Annotated in this window: 9 protein-coding genes; 3 read left to right on the forward strand and 6 right to left on the reverse strand. The window is 69.6% G+C overall.

Features of this window, described 5'->3' with window-relative positions; genetic code table 11:
• Positions 1-76: 76 nt before the first annotated feature.
• The 3 genes from PSR88_RS21465 to leuA form a co-directional block, all read right to left on the reverse strand.
• Positions 77-5,563, reverse strand: a complete 5,487-nt coding sequence (locus tag PSR88_RS21465) for a biotin carboxylase N-terminal domain-containing protein (RefSeq protein ID WP_016884491.1) — start codon at positions 5,561-5,563, stop codon at positions 77-79.
• A 416-nt stretch (positions 5,564-5,979) separates the two neighbouring features.
• Complete coding sequence (gene ctaD / locus PSR88_RS21470) at positions 5,980-7,719, reverse strand: cytochrome c oxidase subunit I (RefSeq protein ID WP_016884492.1); 1,740 nt, start codon at positions 7,717-7,719, stop codon at positions 5,980-5,982.
• 158 nt (positions 7,720-7,877) lie between these two features.
• Positions 7,878-9,686, reverse strand: a complete 1,809-nt coding sequence (gene leuA / locus PSR88_RS21475) for a 2-isopropylmalate synthase (RefSeq protein WP_009477279.1) — start codon at positions 9,684-9,686, stop codon at positions 7,878-7,880.
• Positions 9,687-9,889: 203 nt separating this feature from the next.
• On the opposite strand from leuA, the gene PSR88_RS21480 reads away from it, so the two are divergent.
• Positions 9,890-10,921, forward strand: coding sequence for a hypothetical protein (locus PSR88_RS21480; RefSeq protein WP_342338406.1), 1,032 nt, complete (start codon positions 9,890-9,892; stop codon positions 10,919-10,921).
• Between the two features lies 1 nt (position 10,922).
• A complete protein-coding gene (locus tag PSR88_RS21485; RefSeq protein WP_009477281.1) occupies positions 10,923-11,273 on the forward strand; it encodes a hypothetical protein in 351 nt (116 codons plus the stop codon).
• 86 nt (positions 11,274-11,359) lie between these two features.
• On the opposite strand, the gene PSR88_RS21490 is transcribed toward PSR88_RS21485, so the two are convergent.
• The 3 genes from PSR88_RS21490 to PSR88_RS21500 all read right to left on the reverse strand — a co-directional run bounded on the left by PSR88_RS21490 (position 11,360) and on the right by PSR88_RS21500 (position 23,573).
• A complete protein-coding gene (locus PSR88_RS21490; RefSeq protein ID WP_011596688.1) occupies positions 11,360-12,325 on the reverse strand; it encodes a pirin family protein in 966 nt (321 codons plus the stop codon).
• 159 nt (positions 12,326-12,484) lie between these two features.
• Positions 12,485-12,895, reverse strand: a complete 411-nt coding sequence (locus PSR88_RS21495; protein WP_005248623.1) for a DUF732 domain-containing protein — start codon at positions 12,893-12,895, stop codon at positions 12,485-12,487.
• 94 nt (positions 12,896-12,989) lie between these two features.
• Positions 12,990-23,573, reverse strand: coding sequence for an SDR family NAD(P)-dependent oxidoreductase (locus PSR88_RS21500; protein WP_342338407.1), 10,584 nt, complete (start codon positions 23,571-23,573; stop codon positions 12,990-12,992).
• Positions 23,574-23,922: 349 nt separating this feature from the next.
• Between PSR88_RS21500 and PSR88_RS21505 the strand changes: the two genes are divergently transcribed.
• Positions 23,923-24,711, forward strand: coding sequence for a putative protein N(5)-glutamine methyltransferase (locus PSR88_RS21505; protein ID WP_342338408.1), 789 nt, complete (start codon positions 23,923-23,925; stop codon positions 24,709-24,711).
• Positions 24,712-24,713 lie beyond the last annotated feature (2 nt).

Here is a 24,713-nt window from a genome sequence, read left to right on the forward strand (position 1 = left end):
CAGACTCCCCACCCGCGGTGGCGGAAACGCCGAACGGCCGCGACACCGGTAGGTGCCGCGGCCGTTCGGGTGGGGACTACTTGCCTGCTTCGACAGCCCGGCGCATGCCGCGCTCGACCGCGCCGATGATGTACGGACGCAGCTCGACGGCCGGGATGACGGCGTCGACGGAGCCGACTCGCTGTGCCCGCTGGATGTTGTGCACGGCCTCGAACTCGGCCGCGACCTCACCGAGCTTCTCGTTGCGCACCGCAGCCTGCTGGGCCGCCAGCTCCACCCGCAGGTGAGCCTGCTGGGCGTCGTTCTGGGCGCCCGCCAGGTTGGCCTCGAGCTCCCGGATCGACGGGTCGGCGGCCACGCGCGAGTTGACCTCGCGGGTGAACACCACGGCCGCGGCGGGGGCGCCACCGAGGACCGACGCGAACGAACCCTCGACCGCCAGCACCTCCATGTTGTCGTTCAGTGCTCCGGAGAACACCACGAACGCGCCACCGTGGTAGCGGGAGACGACGCAGAACACGATCGGGCCGTCGAAGTTGACGATGGCGCGGCCGATCTCGGCGCCGTACTCGAGCTGGATGTGCCGCAGCGAGTCCGGGGAACCGTCGAAGCCGGACAGGTTGGCCAGCACCACGAGCGGACGGCTGCCGCTGGCGGCATTGATCGCCCGGGCCGTCTTCTTCGACGACTGCGGGAACAGTGTTCCCGCAGTCCACTGGTCGGGACCGTTGGCCGGCGACCATCCCTTACGGGCGATGGCCCGCGACTCGATGCCGATGACGCTCACCGGGTAACCGCCGAGGTGCGCGTCGAACACGACGGACGTGTCGGCGTCCGCCATGTCGGCCCACCGCTCCAGCACCGCGTGGTCCTGGTCGACGAGCGAACGCATCACCGTGCGAATGTCGAACGGCTTCTTGCGTTCCGGGTTCGTCTCCGCGGAGAAGATGTCGCCGACCGTGGTGAAGTCGCTGGACGGGTGGATGTGCGGGAAGGACCGCACGTCGCGCCCGATCGGGTCGCTGGTCTGCGCCCGGCGCGGGAAGCGTTCTCCGGCAACGACGTACGCGTGGTCGTAGTGCGCGAACAGGATCTCGCACGCGGCGGGCAGGTTCGGCGCCCAGTACTGCGCCTCACCGTTCGGGCCCATCACGCGGTCGTAACCACCGATGCCGAAGTTGTCCTCGGCCGAGACGCCACCCGAGTAGTCGAGCGAGTTCTTACCGGTGAGCACCATGGCGCTGTCCGGCGTCATGACGAGGATGCCCTTGGTGTGCATCAGCATCGTGGCTTCGGCGTTCCAGTACGGCTGCGCACCGACGTTGATGCCGGCCACGATCACGTTGACCTCGCCACCGTTCTGCGTGAACGTGATGAGGCGACGCAGGCCGCGGGACACCCAGTCCATGTTCTCGGTGCCGCTGTCCATGGAGATCGTCGCGCCGGACGACAGCGCGAACCACTCGACCGGGACACCCAGCTTCTCGGCCAGGTCCACACCGGCGACGAGGCGGGCGCATTCGGCTTCCGCGACGGTGCCGAGGGCCTTCGTCGGGTCACCGAAGAGCGCGACACGGGTCATTCCCTCGGGATGCCGGTCGGTGCGGGCGGTGACCAGACCGACGACGAGGCCGGCCTTGTTCTGACCGTACGGACGCTCGACGGGAACCAACTGGCCCGACTCGTCCAGGTCGTGCTCGACGAAGCTGCCGTCGCGGCCGGTGAGCAGCGGGATCAGCTCGTACGGGTAGACGGTGCCGCGGGCACGTGAGCTGCGGACCTTCTGCGTGTACGCGTCGAGCGGCTGCAGCGGCTCGGTCGGCGGTTCGGTGACCTTGACGACCACGCCTGCACCGGTGCGGTAGGAGAAGCGCAGAGCCTTCTCCCGCGACTCCGTGCCGGGCTCGCCCTGGAGCCGGGCGATCACGGTGATCTCCTCGAGTCCGGCGCCCGCGGTGAGCGGTGCCGCGACCCGGGCGAACGCCTCGAGGTCCTCGACCGGAACATCGATCTTCGGCCACACGTACAGCACGACGCGGTTGGCGTCGAGCTTGCGCTTGCTGCCGCGCGTGGCCTGCGCCCGGCGGATGCCGTCGAGGCACGACTGCAGGACGCGTTCCGCGGCGGGAACACCGATGACCTGGCCGTCCTCGTTGCGGACCGGCGTGATGTCGCGGATCTCGGCGAGCGCGATGAGGCGTTCGTCGGTGGGGTTGTCGCGCGAGACCAGGTTGAACAGGAACGTGTCGGCGACCGCGGGGAGGCGGGTGCCGTCGAAGTTCTTCAGGCGCCACAGGTCGAGTCGCTGGCCGGTGAGCGGGTGCATGTCCCGGATCAGCTTCTCTTCCGCGAGGACACCTGCGTCCGGGCGGTACGTGAACTTGCGGACGTCCACGTCGGTTCCGCCGAAGACGGACACCGTGACCCGGCGGCAGGTCGCGGCCAGCGGCAGCGCCGCCAGCGCCTTCCGCAGGTCCTCGGACATCGTGTTCGGGTCGGCGGGCGGTGCGGTCCACGACAGGTAGAGGTCGAGGACGAGGTTCTCGGGGTTCTCCGAGGCGACGGCACCGATCTCGTCGAGCGCACCGGGCAGTTCGGCGTACTCGGCGACGGCCGACACCAGGTTGAGGCGCTCGCCGAGCAGATCGAAGTTGCCGGTGACGAAACGCCGTCCGTTGCGGTCGAAGGACGTGACGTCCTCGAGCGTGCGGATGTCGTAGTAGCGACGGGTGACGACCTCGAGCAGCGGCCCGACGGTGGTGCTCTTGCGTGCGATCCGCTGCCCGAGGAGTTCGGTCAGCGACTGCGGGGTGGCGACCAGGGCCTCGAGACGTTCCTGGTAGTCGGCGGCGTCGGGACGCTCGGCGAGGTATTCGAGGCTGCCGCGGACACCGTCGTAGACCTGCTCGCGGGCCTTGCGGATCTGCGGCTCGTCGAAGAACCGGAACCGCACGTTGCGGGCGACGTTGCCGATCACCGGGTAACGGACCTGGGTTGCGATGATCAGCCGGTCCAGGACCTCACCGAGTCCGCTGGGTGCGCGGCCGGGAGCGTTCTTTTCGTTCAGCCACCGATCGAGCAGGGCGGCGATGACGGGAACCTGGTTGTCCATGCGTTGCTGCGCGAGAAACAGGCGGTAGACCGCCTCCTCCAGCTCGGCGGTGCGCTCGAGGTCGGTGACGTCGTAGTGACGCAGCGCCCGCGACAGCCGGGTCGTGAACGACTCGGGCAGGCCTTCGAGCTCGACGTCGAGGGTGTGGAGGTAGGTGTGGAAGTGCTCGCGCGGGCTGTGGACGCGCTCGTCACCGTCCTCCTCGTCGGCGGTCGGACGGTTACGTCCGATCTCGCAGATGTCCGCGAACGTGTTCAGCAGGGCGAGCTCCGCCTGCACGAGATCCGGGTCGCCGGCGATCTCGGCGCGCAGCTTCTCGTACTCGGCGAGGAGCACACCGGCCCGCTTCGCGCTGACGTCGTAACCGGTGAGCAGTGCGGCGAGTGCGTCGATCTGCTCGAGGGCGTCGGCCCGGGTGTTCCCGTGCGAAGCGGGAGCACCGAGATCGAACTCGACGCGCGGCGACTTCGGAGCGGTGGACTCCTCGGAGCTCTCCTCGACGCGCAGCAGTGCCGTTCCGGCGTCGACCTGGGAGTTGACCATGGCGAGAACTTCCCGCACCCGGCCTGCGACGGGGGCGCGGACCGCGGTCTCCATCTTCATGCTCTCGAGGACGACCAGCGTGGCGCCGACCTCGACCTCGTCGCCGACGGACACGGGCACCGCGACCACGACTGCGGGAGCCGGTGCGCGGACGACGCCGGCCTCGTCCTGGCTGATCTGGTGGCTGATGCCGTCGACCTCGACGAGGTACTGGGCGCGGCCTGCGACCGAGACGACGTGGTGGCGGCGGTCGCCGATCACCAGGCGGCTCTCGAACTCGCTGAGGCGGTCGACCTCGACCTCGGTCTCGGGGGCGTCCCCGTCGACGCGGTAGCTGTGGGCGCCGACCTGCGTGACGGTGAGTCCGTAGGCCTGGCCCTGGTAGCTGAGCTCCACCTTGCGGCCGATGGCGTGGCCGGCGCGGGGGCGTCCACCGCGAGCGGACGACAGGAACGCCTCACGCTCGAGCTTCTCCTCGGCGTCGTAGACGTCGATGGCGGCGGCGATCAGGGCGACGTCCGCGGTCCGGGACGGGACGTTGGAGGTGCCTGCGTCGGTGCGGTCCAGCCAGCCGGTGTCCGCGGACGCGGAGATGACTTCTTCGCGGTCCAGCAGGTCCAGCAGGAACGACTTGGTGGTGGTGCCGCCCTGCAGCACGACCGTGGTCTCGCGGAGCGCGGTGCGCAGACGCGCCAGCGCCTCGGAGCGGTCGCGACCCCAGGCGATGACCTTGGCGACCATCGAGTCGTAGTCGGGCGGGATGACGTCGCCCTGGGCGATGCCGGTGTCGACGCGGAGACCGCTGCCGAGCGGGAACTTGAGCAGCTGCACGGCGCCGGGCGCGGGAGCGAAGCCGTTGGCGGCGTCCTCCGCGTTGAGGCGGGCCTCGACGGCGTGACCGAACTCGGGCGGGCAGTCGCCGACCAGCGGCTCACCGCTGGCGACGAGGATCTGCAGCTTCACCAGGTCGATGCCCGTGGTGGCCTCGGTGATGGGGTGCTCGACCTGCAGGCGGGTGTTGACCTCGAGGAACGTGAACGTCTTCTGCTCGGGCTGGTACAGGTACTCGACCGTGCCGGCGCCGCGGTAGCCGGCGGCGCGCACGAGCTCGGCGGAGACGGTGCGCAGATGGTTCGCCTGCTCGGTGGTGAGGAGCGGCGAGCTGGACTCCTCGATGACCTTCTGGTTCTTGCGCTGGATGGAGCAGTCGCGCACACCGGGAGCCCAGACGTTGCCGAAGTTGTCGGCAATCACCTGTACCTCGACGTGGCGTGCGTCGGTAACCAGTCGTTCGATGAACACGACGGGGTCGCCGAAGGACCGCTGGGCCTCACCCTGGGTGCGCTCGAGCGCGAGTTCGAGTTCGTCCTCCGACCACACCTTGCGGATACCGCGGCCACCGCCACCGGAGCGGGCCTTGATGATGAGCGGGTAGCCGATGGCCTGGGCGTGACGGCGGGCGTCGGCGCGGGTGGCGACGGGGCCGCCGCTCCACGGCGCGACCGGGACCTCCACCTTCTCGGCGAGGAGCTTGGCCTCCACCTTGTCGCCCAGCAGGCGCATCGATTCGGCGGGCGGGCCGATGAACGTGATGCCGAGCTGCTCGCAGACCTCGACGAACGCGGGATCCTCGGCGACGAAGCCCCAGCCGACCCACACGGCGTCGGCCTTGCTCTCGCGCAGCGCGCGGGCCAGTTCGGCGTGATCGAGGTAGGCGGTGCCGGTCTTGACTGTGCGCAAGCACACACCCTCGTCGGCCTGCCGAACGAACATCGCGCGGCGTTCCGCCTCGGTGTGCAGTGCGATCGTGCGGATGCCGTAGTTGTGCTCGGCGTTCAGTTCGCGCACCGCACGAATCAGGCGGACTGCCGCCTCGCCGCGGTTGACTATCGCTATTCGCTTGAACATCTGTTATCGCTCCGTTTCCGTAAAACTCATTGATCCGCAGAGTGTTTCGATGGCCAAGGCCATGTCCGCCGAGGACTGGGTGCCGCCTTCGCGGACACGTGCACCCCTGCACAACCCACTTGACTACCTCCAGGGGCGCCCCGAACGCGATCGTCGGACCTGCGCCATTGCGGGACCGATGCTCGGGGAATGCGAGCATAACGTCGAAAATATGTACCCGCGCGTAACTTCTGCGAGGCCCCGATCTGCTTGTCAAGCGTTCAATGACTTGCGTGTCGACCCTACGGCGGAGTAATGAGGCCGGAATTTCGCCGAACTGGGCGTCCTCCGGAGAGGTATCTGCAACCCGTTGTCACAGAGTCGTTTTCGTCCGGTTCCTCGAGAAGCCCTCGGGGAAGGGAACTTTCACGCGGAAGTTACTGGCGGTTCACCTTCGGGTCGGCGCCTGCGGGTTCGGTCGCGTGCGCCACCGCGCCCCGCACGCCGACATGTGCCTCGCGGTGCATCCGGTCGACCATGTGCGGATAGTGCAGTTCGAACGCGGGACGCTCGGAGCGGATGCGCGGCAGTTCGGTGAAGTTGTGCCGCGGCGGCGGGCACGTCGTCGCCCACTCCAGGGAGTTGCCGAACCCCCACGGATCGTCCACAGTGACCACCTCGCCGTACCGGTAGCTCTTGAAGACGTTCCAGACGAACGGCACGGTCGACGCGCCCAGGACGAACGCGAACACCGTGGAGACCGAGTTGAGGACGGTGAAGCCGTCCGAGGGCAGGTAGTCGGCGTAGCGGCGCGGCATCCCCTCGGCGCCGAGCCAGTGCTGGACGAGGAACGTGCCGTGGAAACCGGTGAACGTGGTCCAGAAATGCCATTTGCCGAGACGCTCGTCGAGCATGCGTCCGGTCATCTTCGGGAACCAGAAGTAGATGCCGGCGTACGTGGCGAACACGATCGTCCCGAACAGCACGTAGTGGAAGTGGGCGATCACGAAGTAGCTGTCGGTGACGTGGAAGTCCAGCGGCGGGCTCGCGAGGATGACGCCGGTGAGACCGCCGAAGATGAACGTGATGAGGAAGCCGAGCGAGAACAGCATGGGGGTCTCGAACGTCAGCTGCCCTTTCCACATGGTGCCGATCCAGTTGAAGATCTTCACCCCGGTGGGCACCGCGATGAGGAACGTCATGAACGAGAAGAACGGCAACAGCACCGCGCCCGTCGCGTACATGTGGTGCGCCCACACGGCGATCGACAGGGCCGCGATGGCGATCGTCGCGTAGACGAGCCCGCTGTACCCGAAGAGCGGCTTGCGGCTGAAGACCGGGAAGATCTCCGACACGATGCCGAAGAACGGTAGCGCGACGATGTACACCTCCGGATGGCCGAAGAACCAGAACAGGTGCTGCCACAGCAGCACGCCGCCGGTGGCCGGGTCGTACAGATTGCCGCCCAGGTGGCGGTCGACGAACAGCCCCATCAGCGCTGCGGTGAGGATCGGGAACGCCACCAGGATCAGGATGCTGGTGATGAAGATGTTCCACGTGAAGATCGGCATCCGGAACATGATCATGCCCGGGGCTCGCAGGCAGATGACGGTGGTGATCATGTTGACCCCGCCGAGGATGGTGCCGAGACCGGACAACGCAAGCCCCATGATCCACAGATCGGCGCCGACACCCGGCGCATGCAGCGCGCTCGTCAGCGGCGAGTACGCCGTCCAGCCGAAGTCCGCGGCACCGCCGGGGGTGACGAAACCCGCGATCGCGATGGTGCCGCCGAACAGGAACGCCCAGTAGCTGAACGCGTTGAGTCGCGGAAACGCGACGTCGGGGGCACCGATCTGCAGCGGCAGGATGTAGTTGGCGAACCCGAACACGATCGGCGTCGCGTACAGCAGCAGCATGATCGTGCCGTGCATCGTGAACAGCTGGTTGAACTGCTCGTTCGACAAGAACTGCATACCCGGAACGGCGAGCTCGCCGCGGATCAGCAGGGCCATCAGACCGCCGGCCATGAAGAAGACGAACGACGTGATCAAGTACAGAATCCCCAGGTCCTTGGGATCCGTCGTCGTGATCATCTTGTAGAAGAAGCTGCCCTTGGGGCGATGCCGGGCCGGAAACGGACGGACCGGACGATGCTGTTGAAATGCCAGATTCACGACGCCCCCCGAAGGGTCCGAGGCGGTTCGGGTCCGGTGTGGACTCCGTTACCAGGGTAGTCACCCGACGGCCGGAGGGAGTCGCTTTCCGGGGCCGGAAACGACGCTGCCGCAGGTGCGCGTGGTGCGCGCCTGCGGCAGCGAGGGTCGGGAAGCGGTCAGTGCGCGCGGTTGACCGCCGACACGACGGCGCGCAACGACGCGGTGGTGATCGACGTCGCGATGCCGACACCCCAGACCACGGTGTTCCGTCCGTCGGGAGCGGTCACCGCGCACTCGACGTACGCGGCCGCCTGGGCGTCGTCACCGGCCGACATGGCGTGCTCGGAGTAGTCGAGAACCCGCACGTCGAAGTCGATCGTGGCGAGCGCGTCGACGAACGCGGCGAGCGGGCCGTTGCCCGAACCCGAGATCTCGTGCTCCTTGCCGTCGACCTTCACGGTCGCGGTGATGGAGTCGGTGCCGCCGTCCTCCTCGGACGCCGTGACCTTCTGCTTCATCCGCTCGAGCGGCGTGATCGGAGCCAGGTACTCCTCGTGGAAGACGTCCCACATCTCCTTGGGCGACACCTCGCCGCCCTCACCGTCGGTGATCCGCTGGACGGCCTGCGAGAACTCGATCTGCAGGCGACGCGGCAGCACCAGCCCGTGATCGGCCTTCATGATGTACGCGACGCCGCCCTTGCCGGACTGCGAGTTGACGCGGATCACGGCCTCGTACGTGCGGCCCACGTCCTTGGGGTCGATCGGCAGGTAGGGAACCGCCCACAGGATGTCGTCGACGTCCGCGTCCTGTGAGTCGGCGTCGAACTTCATGGCGTCGAGACCCTTGTTGATCGCGTCCTGGTGGCTGCCGGAGAACGCGGTGTACACGAGGTCGCCGCCGTACGGGTGACGCTCGTGGACGGGCAGCTGGTTGCAGTACTCGACGGTGCGGCGGATCTCGTCGATGTTCGAGAAGTCGATCTGCGGGTCGACGCCCCTGGTGAACATGTTGAGTCCGAGCGTGACCAGGCAGACGTTGCCGGTGCGCTCACCGTTGCCGAAGAGGCAGCCCTCGATGCGGTCGGCGCCGGCCTGGTAGCCCAGCTCGGCGGCGGCCACGCCGGTGCCGCGGTCGTTGTGGGGGTGCAGCGACAGGATCACCGAGTCGCGGCGGGCCAGGTTGCGGTGCATCCACTCGATGGAGTCGGCGTACACGTTGGGCGTCGCCATCTCGACGGTGGCGGGCAGGTTCAGGATCACCGGGTTCTCCGGCGTCGGCTGCAGCACCTCGGTGACGGCGTCGCACACCTCCTTGGCGTACTCGAGTTCCGTGCCGGTGTACGACTCGGGGGAGTACTCCCAGCGCCACTGCGTGTCGGGGTACTGCTTCGCCTCTTCGAGGGCCAGGGTCGCCGCGTCGGTCGCGATCTTCTTGATCACGTCACGCTCGGCCTTGAACACCACCCGGCGCTGCAGGATGGACGTCGAGTTGTAGAAGTGGACGATCACCTTGTTCGCGCCCTCACAGGCCTCGAACGTGCGCTTGATCAGTTCCGGCCGGGACTGCGTGAGTACCTGGATGGTGACGTCGTCCGGAATCGCGCCGTCTTCGATGATCTCGCGGACGAAGTCGAAGTCCGTCTGGCTCGCCGACGGGAAGCCGACCTCGATCTCCTTGTAGCCCATCCGCACCAGCAGTTCGAACATGCGGCGCTTGCGGGCGGGGCTCATCGGGTCGATCAGCGCCTGGTTGCCGTCACGGAGGTCGACAGCGCACCACTGCGGCGCGCGGTCGATGACCTTGTCGGGCCACGAGCGGTCCGGCAGCGACACCGGCTCCACTTCCTCGGAGAAGGAGCGGTAGCGGAACGTCGGCATCGACGAATTCTTCTGCGTGTTCCACTCCGGCTGATCGGAGGGAGCAGGCTTGGAAGGCGGCGTGATAGTGCGCGTTCCGGAGGTAAAGGCGTCAGCGGGGGACATGGGATTGATCTCCAGATTCGATGTGGACTTTCTGAGTCCAACGGCTGTGTCGACCGGCGCACGAGAAACCCCGCGACGGGAAGCCAGTCTGGATCAGACCCCGTCGCGGCAACCAAGGAGGAGTGCGCGCTGCATACTCAGCACTGTACTCCGGGCACCATCGTTCGCGTGCCGGGGTTCGAAGTCCGAGTGAGGAGACAGCGGTGGGCCGCAGCACGACGGTGGTATCACCGCTGGTGGCCGCACTTTTTGCGGTACTGCTCGCGTCGTGTGCCGGGGTAGTCGAGGGGGCGCCGAGCGTGGCGGGGGTCGGCGAGCCGATCTACGGCCTGCCGGTCAGCGACCACAGCCGCGTCGAGTTGGCCGCCGCCGCCGCGGCCCGCGACATCGCCCCGTGCTCACTGCTCGACGAAAATCTGGTCGCCTCGCTCGGGCAAGTCACCGCGTTCGGTCCCGTCGGCGATCTGTCGACGTGCCACGCCGAGTTGGTGCCTCCCCGCGGCACGCCCGCCAACCCCGTCTGGGTCGAGGTGACGGTGGGCGAACGCGAACCCACGGAAGAAACCGGTGCGGGCGAGGCGACGGCGGGAATCGAGGTGCGTCCCGCGGTCGGAGCACTCCCGGGCACGTGCACCCTCTACTTCTCGCTGCCCCCGGTTGCGGGAGTGCCGGCGGACGACGCCACCGCTCCGGGGCGATGGGGGCACGTCTCGTACCTCGACGGGGCGGGCGGAACGGGTGACTCCGCCGCCGGCGACGACTGCGCGGAGGCCCGTACCGTGCTCGGATCGATCACCGGCAGGCTGCGCACCCCGGTGCCGTTGCGCTCGGAAATCCCTCTCGCGCAGCAGGATCCGTGCCGGGTGGTCGAGAAGATGTCCGGACGGGGCGTCGAGACGTTCACCCCGGGCAGCCGTCCCTACGAGTGTCTCCTCACTCTCCGCGGCGGCGACGCGGCGTCCGTGCAACTGGCCCTGTCGCCCGAACCGTCGCAGACCGGCGGCCCCGAAGCGGTCGAACTCGACGGCAAGACGTTCACGTACTTCCGGGACACACGCGAATGCCACTACTACTTCTACCCGGGTGCGGTGTTCGACACGAACCTGCCGTCGAGTCCGGTGAGCGAACGGGACAAACGCACGAATCGACTGACGGCGTCCGTGGCGGCGTCCGCGCCTAGCTGCGACGACGCGGAAACGCTGGTGCTCGCTGCGGCCGAAATGTTCGACTACTGACATGAACACACAGGTCGATGTCGCCCGGGCCTACCTGGACGCGTTGCTCAGCCACGACGGCAACTCGGTGCCGATCGAGCCGCGCGCCGTGCGCTACGAGGTGGGGCTGAAGACGGCGTTCTCCGGAAATCACCTGCGCCGAAGCCTGTCCGGCGGCCCTCAGTACCGGGTGATCCGGGCGATCCGCGACTGTGTGTGGACGGTCGACGGCGACGACGTCACCGTCGACTACCTCCTCGACGCCGGACTGTTCGGCCGCACCCTCGTGACGGTCCGGGTGGTCGAGACGTTCCGGATCCCGCAGGACGACCTGCGTATCCACCGCATCGACGCGAAGATCCGGCGCCCCTGAGTGGGACGCCGGACCGTCTGTCGCGCACTGTCTTCCGCACGTGAGTGGCATTGTGTGCCCGGGCACGCTTTGCCACTCACGTGGGGTCAGTCGAGCGTTTCGTGCGCCGCGGGAACGGAACCCAGGCGGCCGGCCTGGAAGTCCTCGAACGCCTGCAGCACCTCGGCCTTGGTGTTCATGACGAACGGTCCGGCCATCGCGACCGGCTCGCGGATCGGCTTGCCGCCGAGGAGGAACACCTCGAACGCCTTGGTCCGCGAATCCTGGGTGTCGGCCGCGGCGATCGTCAGCGTGTCACCGCGTCCGTAGACAGCCGTCTGCCCCATGTGGATCGGACGACGCTCCGAACCGACGAGCCCCTCACCCGCGAGGACGTAGGCGAGCGCGTTGAACTCGGGGTTCCACGGCAGCGTCAGGCTCGCACCCGGTGCGATCGTCGCGTGGACGAGACTGATCGGCGTGTACGTGGAACCGGGACCGTGGTGTCCGTCCACGTCACCGGCGATCACGCGAACGAGCGCGCCGCCGTCCGGCGAGGACAGCAGGGCCACCTTCTGGCCGGTGATGTCCTGGTATCGGGGTGCGGCCATCTTGTTGTCGCGCGGCAGGTTCACCCACAACTGGACGCCGTGGAACAGGCCACCGCTCATCACCAGGTGCTCGGGCGGGGTCTCGATGTGCAGGATGCCGCCACCCGCGGTCATCCACTGGGTGTCGCCGCCGCCGATGGTCCCGCCGCCGCCGTTGGAATCCTGGTGCTCCATGATGCCGTCGATCATGTAGGTGACGGTCTCGAAGCCGCGGTGCGGATGCCACGGTGTGCCCTTGGGTTCACCGGGTGCGTAGTCGACCTCACCCATCTGGTCCATGTGGATGAACGGGTCGAGGGCGGGCAGGTCGATGCCCGCGAACGCGCGGCGCACCGGGAAGCCTTCGCCCTCGTATCCGACGGGTGCGGTGGTGAGCGAGCGGACCGGGCGGTCGACGGCGCCGGGAGCGGGTGCGTCGATACGCGGCAGGGCAAGGATGTTGTCGACCGTCACGGCAGGCATGGGGTGTCTCCTCGTACTCAGGTAATTGATTGTTCAACTACTTCATGGTGTGTAACACCGGCTGCGTCCAGGTATTCCCCAGGCAGCGGCTCCGCCGCCCGTGCGCGGTTGACGAGTGCAGAGACTCGTTAACCGCGCACGGGCGCGAAGCGCCTACTACTAGTTGAGGACGTTCTCGTGATCGGGGCAGTACCGCGTGATCGCACCGATGATGTACGGGTAGACGCCGTCGTTGGTGAGCATCGGCGTCCACTCCTCACGCACCTGATCGAGGGGCTTGCCCGCGTCGAGGGCGGTGCAGATCTCCCCGGCCTGATGGACCGCCAGGTCGTCGTCGGTGACGGTCTGATTGTTCGCGCGCAGGTAGGCCAGGTAGTCGGCGGCCGTCTGCGGGTCGTCGGCGACCGAGAACACGCGGCTGCCAGGGGCGGTGGCGGCGGTCGTCCTCGCCGCCACGGAAGCCGAGGCGGACGTCGTCTCGGAGGCGGCGGTGTCGCTGTCGCCACCGCAGGCGGTGAGGATTGCCGCGGAGCAGACGGTGAGGGCGGTCAGAGCAAGGGTGCGGCGCATGGGGCGTGTGATTCCTTTCGAGGCCTGTGACGGCGACGATCGTATCGCCTGCGGGGCCGGTGTTCCCGGCGGCGATCACCCGCACTGTTTCGGGTCAGAGTCCGCGATCGATGAGATCGAGGATCTCCTCACTCGTCGCGGCGTGAATCTTGTCGACCGCGGCCGCATGCGCATCGTCGGACGTGCCGACCTCGGCCAACAGGCTTCCGAGACGCTGTGCGATGGCGGACCGCGCCTCGCTGTCCTCGCCGAGTTCGGCGATGGTCGCACGAAGCCGGTCGACGTCGGCCAGAGCGACGGACATCGGGTCCGGGACGAGTTCGGAGCGCAGGAACTCGGCGACGGCACGCGGACTCGGGTGGTCGAACACCATGGTCGGCGGCAACCGCAGACCCGTGGCGGCGCCGAGATGATTGCGGAGCGCAACGGCCGCCAGCGAATCGAAGCCGAGTTCCTTGAACGCCTGGTCGGGGTCCACCGAGTCCGACGCGTCGTAGCCGAGCACCGTGGCCGCCCCGCCGCGCACCAGATCGAGCATCAGGTGCCGCTGTTCGGGGATCGACCGGTCGGCGAGGCGCTGCGCCCAATCCGACGGCCCGGACCCGCTCGCTCCGGTCACGACCGCGTCCGACCCCGCGGCGTGCGGGCGCGATTCCCGGATCAGGCCACGCAGCGGGGCGGGAACGTACGGTGCGGCCGAACCGGAGTGGTCGAACCGTGCGGCCGCGACCGTGGGTGCACCGGCGGCCAGCGCGCTGTCGAGGAGGGCCAGGCCGTCGGCCGCGGGCATGGGAATCATTCCGCTGAGGCGGGCGCGGGCGAGGTCGATCGCGCCGAGGTTGTCGGTCATGGCGCTCGGTGTCGCCCACATGCCCCACGCGATCGAGAGCCCGGGCAGCCCGAGGGCGTGGCGGTGATGGGCGAGGGCGTCGAGGAACATGTTCGCGGCCGCGTAGTTCGCCTGCCCGGGGGCCCCGAGGATGCCGGCGAGCGACGAGAACATAACGAACGCCCGCACGTCGCTGTTCGCGGTCAGCAGGTGCAGGTTCCAGGCCGCGTCGACCTTCGGGCGTAGGACCGCGTCGAGCCGCTCGGGGGTGAGTGACGCGAGGGTGCCGTCGTCGATCACGCCGGCTGCGTGGATCACCGCCGTGAGTGGGTGTTCGGGCGGTACCCCGGCCAGCAGCGCGGCGACCGCCGACGCGTCCGACGTATCGCAGGCAACGATGCTCACCTCGGCGCCCAGACCGCTCAGTTCGCTGCGCAGCCGGTCGCTGCCCTCGGCGTCGGGTCCGCGCCGGCTGGTCAGCAGCACGTGCCGTGCTCCGTGCTCGGTCACGAGGTGCCGGGCTACGAGAGATCCCACCGTGCCGGTGCCGCCGGTGACGAGGACGGTGCCGTCCGGATCGAACGGTGTCGGTTCGTCGACGGCGGGCATGCGCCGCAACCGCGGTGCGCGCAAGGTGCCGTTCCGGACCGCCAATTGCGGTTCCCCGCTCGCCAGCGCCGACGTGACCGCGGTCTCGGCGTCGGATTCGTCGTCGAGGTCGATCAGCACGAACCGGTCCGGGTTCTCGTTCTGTGCGGAGCCGACGAGACCCCACACGGCCGCGGCCGCGAGGTCGGGACGGGTGTCGTGGTCCTCCCCGTCGTCGGTGACCATGGCGTTGCGCGTCACGATCACGAGCGGGCTGTCGGCGACGGCCTCGTCGTCGAGCCACTCCTGGAGCAGCCGCAGTACCCGAGCGCACAGGTCGTGGGCCGCGTCCGGACCGTGGTCGCCCTCGGTTGCACAGCCGACCAGCACCGTCCACGGACGCAGATCGTCGTCGTCCGGCCGGGACTGCATCGCGGTCCGCAACGTCTCGAGGTCGGGGTAACCCGGGAACGTCGAACCGACACCCGGGTCGCCGAACCCCTCGGCGTCGAGGACGACCGCCGGTCCGAGGGGCCGTTCGGACGAGGCCACCTCCACCGGGATCCAGGCCGCCCGGTGCAGTCGCAGGGACGGCGACCGGCCTGCGTCCTGCCCGTCGACCGCCCTCTGCGCCACCCGCAGCGCATCGACGGTCAGCACCGGCTCACCCGCGGGGTCGACGGCGGCAACGCGGTACCGCCCGTCCGGGCCGGGGGTGAACCGGGCGGTCATCGCCTCCGCGCCGACGGTGTGCAGACGGATCCCCGACCAGGTCACCGGCCAGCCGTCCCACCCGAGGAGGGGCTCGATCGCCGCCTGCAGCAGTTCCGGATGAATGCCGAATCCAGTCGTGTCGGTGCCGTCGTCGAGACGCACCTCGGTCTCGGTGTCGCCCGGGTCCTGCTGCGGCACGGCGGCGACGGGGCCGACGACGTCGTCGATCGTCGCCGAAGCGTTCCGAACCCAGCTGTCCGGGCCGTCGAGGTCACCCGACTTCGACGAGATCGTGACGGTGCGAGCGCCGTCGGTGCCGGGCGGCGACACCAGTACTCGAATCGAGGCCAGTCCCGACGGCGGGAGGACGAGCGGATGGTCCAGCGTCAGTTCGTCGATGTGGTCGAGACCGACGTGGTGGGCCGCGTGCAGGGCGAGTTCGACCGGCACCGCCGGCAGCAGCGTCTTCGCTGCGCCGGCCGCCGGCTGGTCGCCGTCGTCGATCGTCGGTGGCACGAGCCATGGATCCCGGTGCAGCGACAGCTGTCCGGTGAACAGGGTCGCGTCGTCGTCGAGGGTCACCGCGGCACCGAGCAGCGGATGGTCGGCCGGGGTCAGACCCAGCTCGGTCGGATCGCCGGTGTGGCGGGTGGCCGCCGTCGGCCAGTAGGAACGGCGCTGGAATGCATAGGTGGGCAAGGCCACGCGGCGGCGACCGGGCAGTACCCGATCCCAGTCGATCGTTGCGCCCTGCACGTAGGCGGCGGCGACCGCCTCGATGATCCCGTGTGTTTCGTCTCCGCGCCCGGGCAGCGTGGCGATCGTGTTCGGGACGACCTCGGCGGCCAGTGCCGCCAGCGCCGCGCCCGGGCCGACTTCGACGAGGCGGGTGACGCCGAGTTCGTCGAGGGAGCAGACGCCGTCGTGGAAACGCACCGCGTGCCGGATGTGCCGGGTCCAGTACTCCGGGGACATGAGTTCGTCGGCGGTGGCGACGCGTCCGGTGACATTGGAGACGACCGGAATCTTCGGCGGCTGCGCCGTCAGCCTCGCCACCACGGCGGCGAACTGGTCGAGGATGGGGTCCATCAGGGTCGAATGGAAGGCCCGCTCGACCCGCAGGCTCGTGGTCTTCAGTCCGGCGGCGGACAGTTCGGACGCGACGGCGTGCACGTCGCGTTCGCTGCCGGCGAGGACGACGGATTCGGCGCCGTTGACGGCCGCGAGATCGACGCGGCCGTCGATCCGCGGCAGGATGTCCTCCTCGCGTGCCCGTACGGCGATCATCAGCCCGGGTTTGGTCGACTGCATCAACCGTCCACGGTCACCCACCAGGGCGGCGGCATCGGGCAGGCTGAACACCCCCGCGACGTGGGCCGCGGTGATCTCGCCGATCGAATGGCCGATCAGGTAGTCGGGGGTGATGCCCCAGTCCCGCAGCAGCCGATAGAGCGCGACCTCGACGGCGAACAGTGCCGGCTGGGTGTACTCGGTGCTGTCGAGCGTCGCGCCGCCACCGTCGGACTCGTCCCAGATGACCTGCCGTACCGGGGTTTCCACGTGTTCGTCGAGTGCGGAGCAGACCTCGTCCAGTGCCCGTGCGAACACCGGGTAGGCCTCGTAGAGGCCGCGGCCCATCCCGATGCGTTGCGCACCCTGGCCGGTGAACATGAAGGCCGTCTTGCCGCGGGCGCTCGTCCCGGTGACGACGTTGCCGCCGGGGCGCCCCGTGACGATGCGGGCGAGGCCGTCGCGCAGGTCGGCGAATGTTTCTCCGATCACCGCGGCGCGGTGGGTGAAACCGGATCGGGTGGTGGCCAGCGAGTAGGCGAGGTCGGCCGGATCCGGGAGTTCGGACTCGTTCGTGTCGAGGAACTCCGCCAGCCGGGTGGCCTGCGCCCGCAGCGCGTCCCCGGTCTTTCCGGAGATCACCCAGACCAGCGGCGACGTCGACGGAGAGACCTCCGGTGCCGCGTCCTCCGGCGGTTGTTCGAGGATCATGTGCGAGTTGGTGCCGCTGATACCGAACGACGAGACGGCCGCCCGCCGGGGCCGTCCGGTCTCCGGCCAGGCAACCGATTCGGCGAGCAGTGAGACCTCGCCCGCGGTCCAGTCGACGTGCCGGGTGGGGACGTCGCCGTGCAGGCTCGGGGGCAGGATCCCGTGCCGCATCGCCATCACCATCTTGATCACGCCTGCGACGCCCGCCGCCGCCTGGGAGTGGCCGATGTTCGACTTGACGGAACCGAGCCACAGCGGCCGGCCGTCCCGGCCCTGCCCGTACGCCGCCAGCAGTGCCTGCGCCTCGATCGGGTCGCCGAGCGTGGTGCCGGTGCCGTGCGCCTCCACGGCGTCGATGTCTGTGGGGCCGAGCGAGGCGTCGGCCAGCGCCTGGCGGATGACCCGTTCCTGGGACGGCCCGTTCGGGGCGGTCAGTCCGTTGGAGGCCCCGTCCTGGTTGACCGCCGATCCGCGGATGATCGCCAGCACCCGGTGGCCGTTGCGCCGGGCGTCGCTGAGCCGCTCCAGCACCACCATTCCCGCGCCCTCGCTGAGCCCGGTGCCGTCGGCCCGGTCGGAGAACGGCTTGCAGCGTCCGTCCGAGGCGAGGCCTCGCTGGCGGCTGAACTCGATCAGCACACCGGGTGTGGCCATCACCGTCGCCCCGCCGGCCAGCGCCAGCGCGCATTCCCCGTCGCGGAGAGCCCGCGCCGCCAGATGCATGGCCACCAGCGACGACGAGCAGGCCGTGTCCACGGTGACCGCGGGACCGGTGAAGCCGAGGGAGTAGGAGATTCGGCCGGACGCCACACTGTTGCTCGTCCCGGTCATCAGATAGCCCTCGGCGTCGACGTTGCGCTGAGTCATCAGGTGGAAGCCGTAGTCGCCGCCCATCAGCCCGACGTACACGCCGGTGTCGGTGAGGCCGGGCGCGGTCGGCCGGATTCCGGCCTGTTCCAAGGCTTCCCAGGCGCTCTCGAGGAGCAGCCGGTGCTGCGGGTCCATCGCGATCGCCTCGCGCGGGCTGATCCCGAAGAAGGCGGCATCGAATTCGTCTGCGTCGTAGAGGAACCCGCCCTCCTTCATGTACGTGGTGCCGGCCCGGTTCGGGTCGGGGTCGTACACCTCGTCGAGATTCCAGCCCCGGTTGTGGGGGTACGCGCCCACGGCGTTGCGGCCGTCGTGGACGAGCCGCCACAGGTCCTCCGGGCAGTACACCTTGCCCGGGTAACGGCAGGCCATTCCCACAATCACGATCGGGTCGTCGTCCCTGCGGGCACGTGTCGGCCCGGCCGGCTGCGGAGCCGCATCGTCCCCGAGCAGGCGCGCCACCAGCTCCTGGGTCAGCGCGTCCGCGGTGGGGTGGTCGAACACCACCGTCGCGGCCAGTCGCACGCCGGTGGCGGTCGCCAGCTGATTGCGCAGTTGCACGGCGGTCAGCGAGTCGAAACCGAGTTGTTTGAAGGCACGTTCCGGGTCGATCGCCTCCTTGCCTTCGTGACCCAGCACAGCCGCCACGTGGGTGGTGACGATGTCGAGCACCCGGTTGTGCCGCTCCCCGGGATCCAGCGCCCGCAACTCCTCGGCCAGGCCGGTCGGGGAATCGGCCGCCGCGGCACGGCGACGACGGACGCCGAGCACCCGGCGCAGGATCGGCGGCAGCGACTCGCCCTCGGATCGAGAGGCCCTCGTCGAGAGCCGTATCGGCACGATCAACGGACGGTTCACGGCGAGAGCAGCGTCGAACAGGGCCAGACCCGACTCCGGGCTGATGGTGTCGATGCCGCTGCGCTGCAACCGATCGAGGTCGGCCGCATTCAGATGGGACGTCATGCCGCTGGGCCGGTCCCACAGTCCCCAGGCCATCGACGTCGCGGGCAGCCCGCGGGCACGGCGGTGCTGCGCGAGTGCGTCGAGGAAGACGTTCGCCGCCGCATAGTTCGCCTGGCCTGCGCCGCCGAGCACCCCCGCCGCCGAGGAGAACAGCACGAACGCCGATACGTCGCGGTCCCGGGTGAGTTCGTGCAGATGCCAGGCGCCGTCCACCTTGGGACGAAGGACGGCGTGCAACTGGTCCTCGGTCAGGGTGGCGGCGGTGGCGTCCTCGAGCACCCCGGCGGCGTGGATCACGCCGGACAGGTCGGGAATGCCGGCAAGGAGAGCGGCGACCGCGGCGCGGTCGGCCACGTCGCAGGCGACAGCGCTGACCTCCGCCTCCGACTCGGCGAACTCGGCACGCAGTTCGGCCGCGCTCTCGGCATCGAGTGCGTGCCGGCCTGTCAGCACCAGACGGCGCACCCCGTGCCGCGCGACGAGGTGGCGGGCGATCAGTCTGCCGATGGTTCCCGTGCCGCCGGTGATCAGGACCGTGCCGTCCGGACCGAAGCGTGCCGGTCCCGGTTCGGGTGCCGATGCGGCGGGCGTCACCGCGGCGAGCATGGGCGCCAGCAGTACACCGTCCCGGATGGCCAGCTGAGGCTCGTTGCAGGCCAGAGCCATGGCGATCAGCGAAGGGTCACCGGCGTGTACGTCCAGGTCCACCAGCGTGATGCGGTCCGGGTGCTCGTTCTGCACCGCGCCGATCAGTCCCCACGATGGGGCGGCAGACACGTCGTCGACCGGATCGTCGTCGCGGACCGCCACCGCGAGCCTCGTCGTGACCAGCAACCGGGTCTCGGCCAGGCGATCCTCGCGAAGCCAGGACTGGACCGCCCGCAACGTCGCCTCCGCGGCGGCGTGCGCGCGGGCCGGCGTGTCCGGTTCGTCGCCCGGTTCGCGGTCGAGCCACAGCACGCGACCTTCCGGATCACCGCCGGCAAGCGCCTCCTCGAGCGGCATCAGCTCTGCTGGAGCCGTGCTGGACGCACCCACCGGCATCCATTCCACGCGGTAGAGGCTGTCTCGGACCCCGGCGGCGGGCACGCCCGCTTCCCCGAGCGGCCGCAGTGCCAGCGAATCGGCGGTCAGCACCGGTCCGCCTGCCGCGTCGTACGCGGAGACCCGGTAGCGCTCGGGTCCGATAGTGGTGACGTGCACGCGCAGGGCGGTGGCGCCCACGGCGTGCAGCTGCACCTTGTCCCAGGCGAACGGCAGCCGGACACCGGTGTGGGCGGCCCCGAGCGCAATCACGTGCAGCGCCGCGTCGAGCACCGCCGGATGGATTCCGTATCCCGCGACCGCCGCAGCCGGGTCCTCTCCGCTCAGCCGCACCTCGCCGTACAGGTCGTCGCCGCGCCGCCACGCCGCGCGGAGACCACGGAAGGCCGGGCCGTACTCGTAGCCGGCCTCGTCGAGTACGTCGTACAGACCTCGGACGTCGATCGGCGTCGAATCGGCGGGCGGCCATTGCTGTTCGGGGGAGTCGGCGGTGTCCACGGCCGCCGTGAGCGTGCCGGTGGCGTGCCGGGTCCACGGGGTGTCCTGCGCGGCATCGGCAGGCCGGGAGTGCACCGACACCGTGGATCGGCCCGATTCGCCGTCGGCCAGCACGCTCACCTGCAGTGCCGCCTCACCCTCGGCGGGAATCACCAGGGGTGCTTCGATGGCGAGTTCTTCGAGCCGGCCGCACCCCATGCGGTTCCCCGCGTGCAGGGCGAGTTCCACGAAAGCTGTGCCCGGCAGAATGACCGTGCCGCTGACGCCGTGATCGCTCAGCCACGGAAGGCGTTGTGGCGACAGCAGACCCGTGAACACCGCGCCCCGGCCGTCCCCGAGCTCCACCGACGCGGCGAGCATCGGATGCCCACCCGCTTCCATGCCCGTCGACGCGAAATCGCCCTGCGGCACCGGACTTTCCAGCCAGTAGCGGCGGTGCTGGAAGGCGTACGTGGGGAGGTCCACCCACTGCTGCCGATCGTCGTGCCGAGCCCAGCTCACCCGGTCCCACTCGACGTGCAGTCCGTACACCTGCGCCTCGGCGAGTGCGGCGGTGAACTGGCGCAGGCCCGCACGGTCGCGCCGGATGGTGCCGACGGCTCGGCCTGCGACGCCCGCAGCGTCGAGGGTTTCCTGCAACGGCACGGTCAGGACGGGGTGGCTGCACGACTCGACGAACAGTCGGTACCCGTCCGCGGCCAGCGATCTCGTCGCCTGCTCGAAGCGGACCGTCCGTCGCAGATTGCGGTACCAGTAGTCCGCGTCGAGTGCGGTGCCGTCCAGCACACCACCGGTCACCGACGAGTAGAACGGAATTCGCGACCGGCGGGGAGTGATCGACGCGAGGACGTCGAGAATGGGTTCCCGCAGGACGGAGACGTCCGCGCAGTGCGACGCGTATTCCACGGCAATCCGCCTGGCCTGGACGCCGTCGCCCTGCAACTGCCCGATCAGGGCGTCGAGGGCGTCGACGGGGCCCGAGATCACCGTCGCGGACGGCCCGTTCATCGCCGCGACCTCGACGGCGCCGGCCCAGGGCTGAATCTTCTCCCGCACGGTGTCCGCCGGCAATGCCACCGAGGCCATCCCGCCGCCCCGCCGGGCCGACGCGCCGATCACCCTGCTGCGCGCGGCCACGACGAGCGCTGCGTCCGAAAGGCTCAGCGCGCCCGCGACATAGGCGGCCGCGATCTCGCCCTGCGAATGTCCGACGACGGCCGCCGGTTCGACGCCGTGGGAACGCCACAGTTCCGCGAGACCGACCATCATCGCGAACAGCGCCGGTTGCACCACGTCGACCCGGTCCAGCGCCGCGGGATCGCGGTCGCGCAGCACGTCCAGCAGCGAGAAGTTGGTGTACGGGGCCAGCGCGTCGGCGCACTCCCGCACGGTGTCGGCGAACACCGGCGACGTGTCCAGGAGTTCGGTGGCCATGCCCACCCACTGCGAACCCTGGCCGGGGAAGACGAACACCGGCCGGTCGCCGGCTTCCAACGCCACGCCGGTGACGACGTCGGCGCTGGGCGCGCCTCGGCTGAGTGCGTCGAGGCCGTTCAGCAGGCCCTGAGGCCGCGCGCCGATCACGGCGGCGCGGTGGTCGAACGTGGCACGCGACCCCAGCAGTGCGCCTGCCACGGCGGCGGGCGTCAGGCCGGGGTGCTCGGTGACGTAGTCGCGCAACCGCTCGGCCTGGGCGCGCAGCGCCGGCTCGGTGTGGGCCGACACGAACCAGGCCACGACTTCGTCCGGGGGAGAGTCTGATTCAGACGCCGGCGGCTCGACCGGTGGGGACTCCTCCAGGACGACGTGGGCGTTGGTGCCGCTGATGCCGAACGACGAGACCGCCGCCCGCCGGGGCCGATCGGATGCCGGCCACTCCCGGTTCTCGGTGAGCAACGACACCGAACCGGCGGACCAGTCGACGTGCGGGGTCGGCCGGTCGACGTGCAGAGTCTGGGGCAGGACGCCGTGCCGCATCGCCATGATCATCTTGATCACCCCGGCGACGCCGGCGGCCGCCTGGGTGTGCCCGAGGTTCGACTTCACCGAGCCGAGCCACAGCGGCCGGTCGGCGGGGCGGTCGCGGCCGTAACCGGCCAGCAGAGCGGACGCCTCGATCGGATCGCCCAGTTTCGTGCCGGTGCCGTGCGCCTCGACCACGTCGACGTCGCCCGGGCCGAGTCCCGCATTGGCCAGCGCCTGCGCGATCACCCGCTCCTGAGCCTGCCGGTTAGGGGCGGTCAGACCGTTGCTGGCGCCGTCCTGGTTCACGGCGCTGCCGCGGATGACGGCCAGTATCCGGCGACCCTTGCGCTCTGCGTCGGACAGGCGTTCCAACGCGACCATCCCCGCGCCCTCGCCCCACGCCGTGCCGTCCGCGGCGGCGGAGAATGCCTTGCACCGGCCGTCCCGGGCCAGCCCGCGTTGGCGGCTGAACTCCACGAACACCGCGGGGGTCGCCATGACGGTCGCCCCGCCCGCCAGCGCCAGCTCGCACTCGCCGCTGCGCAGCGCCTGCATGGCGAGGTGGATCGAGACCAGCGACGACGAACACGCGGTGTCCACCGTGATCGCGGGACCGTTCAGGCCGAAGCTGTAGGCCACACGGCCGGACGCGACGCTCATGGCGTTGCCGGTGATGAAGTACCCCTCGAGGTCTTCGGGCGGCATGCCGCCCGCCCGCGCCGCGTAGTCGATGCCGGACAGCCCGGTGAACACGCCCACCTGGCGGCCGTGCACCGACCGCGGATCGATGCCGGCGTGCTCGAACGTCTCCCAGCTCGTCTCCAGCAGGAGTCGCTGCTGCGGGTCCATCGCCAGCGCCTCGCGCGGCGAGATGCCGAAGACCTCGGGGTCGAACCCCGCCGGGTCGTCGAGGAAGCTGCCCTGCACCGTGTATGTCTTGCCGGCCTGCTCGGCCGTCGGATCGTAGAGGTCCGCCAGGCCCCAGCCCCGGTCCTCGGGGAACCCCGCGACGGTGTCGGTGCCGGACTCCACCAGGCGCCACAGATCCCGCGGCGATCGCACCCCGCCGGGGAACCGGCAGCCCATCCCGATGACGGCGATCGGTTCGCGGCTCACACCCTCGACCTCGCGCAGCTTTTCCCGCGCTTGGTAGAGCTCCGCGGTGACTCGCTTCAGATAGTCGAGGAGCTTCGCCTGATCGGCCATATCGCGGTCCTATCCGAGATCCGCCATTGGTTGCGCGGAGACCTCGATTGTATCCGCCACCACCATGCGGAGGCAGCGGTCCGAGCATCACCTTCGATCGATCTGCCTGGTCAATTCGGGCAGGTCACATGGGATACCCGCCGCTGCTCCGGTCCACACCACTTCCGGTTGTTCGGATGCCCGGCGACCGCGGATGGAGGTAATGTGGCGACTCCGAGCAGGATCCGTATCGAGGAGGTGAGACCTGTGTCCGTTCGTTCAGTTCGGGTGCTCTCACTCCGCGACCGCGCGGTCGTACCGACGTAAGGTGGCCGGGAGAGCGCCCATCGGCATTCCGGAAGGCTCTCCCATGTCAGTGTCTCTCTCACCGTCCCTCGAATTCGTTCTCGTCACGAGGCTTCGCGCCGCCGGCTGTGTGTTCGCCGAGGACGAGGCCCGTTTGATCGTCTCCGCGGCCCGCACGTCCGACGAACTCGCGTCGATGCTGGACCGCCGCGTCGCAGGCGTCCCCCTCGAACACGTCCTCGGCTGGGCCGAGTTCTGCGGGCTCAGGATCGCGGTCGATCCGCGGGTGTTCGTGCCACGTCGTCGTACCGCGTTCCTCGTCGAGCAGGCCGCCGCCCTCGCGGGCCCGCATGCTGTCGTGGCCGACCTGTGCTGTGGTTCGGGCGCGGTAGGTGCGGCGCTCGCCGAGACGGGCGACGGCATCGAGTTGTATGCGGTGGACATCGACCCCGCCGCCGTCCGCTGCGCGCGACGCAACGTCCCGGACCCCGGCCGGGTATTCGAGGGCGACCTGTACGAGCCGTTGCCCACCGCGCTGAGGGGAGGCATCGACGTCCTGGTGGCCAACGCCCCGTACGTGCCCACCGACGCGATCCGGTTGATGCCGCCGGAGGCCCGGTTCCACGAGCCGCGGGTCTCGCTCGACGGCGGCGCGGACGGGCTCGACATCCAGCGGCGAATGACCCTCGGGGCGCGGGACTGGCTCACACCGGGCGGTCATCTCCTGATCGAGACCAGTGCGGGTCAGGCCCCGCTCACCGCGGAGGCGTTCGCGGACGCCGGGTTGATCACCCGAGTCGAGACGTCGGACGAGATGGACGCCACCGTCGTCGTCGGCGCCAACCCCAGGTGAGT

It is taken from the genome of Rhodococcus sp. DK176 (assembly GCF_038447315.2).
Classification (GTDB): domain Bacteria; phylum Actinomycetota; class Actinomycetes; order Mycobacteriales; family Mycobacteriaceae; genus Rhodococcus_F; species Rhodococcus_F jostii_A.

What these genes read in the sequence shown, in the direction of transcription:
- PSR88_RS21465 (WP_016884491.1), bottom strand. Translation starts at nt 5,563, where the DNA reads ATGTTCAAGCGAATAGCGATAGTCAACCGCGGCGAGGCGGCAGTCCGC.
- leuA (WP_009477279.1), bottom strand. Translation starts at nt 9,686, where the DNA reads ATGTCCCCCGCTGACGCCTTTACCTCCGGAACGCGCACTATCACGCCG.
- PSR88_RS21485 (WP_009477281.1), top strand. Translation starts at nt 10,923, where the DNA reads ATGAACACACAGGTCGATGTCGCCCGGGCCTACCTGGACGCGTTGCTC.
- PSR88_RS21490 (WP_011596688.1), bottom strand. Translation starts at nt 12,325, where the DNA reads ATGCCTGCCGTGACGGTCGACAACATCCTTGCCCTGCCGCGTATCGAC.
- PSR88_RS21495 (WP_005248623.1), bottom strand. Translation starts at nt 12,895, where the DNA reads ATGCGCCGCACCCTTGCTCTGACCGCCCTCACCGTCTGCTCCGCGGCA.
- PSR88_RS21500 (WP_342338407.1), bottom strand. Translation starts at nt 23,573, where the DNA reads ATGGCCGATCAGGCGAAGCTCCTCGACTATCTGAAGCGAGTCACCGCG.
- PSR88_RS21505 (WP_342338408.1), top strand. Translation starts at nt 23,923, where the DNA reads ATGTCAGTGTCTCTCTCACCGTCCCTCGAATTCGTTCTCGTCACGAGG.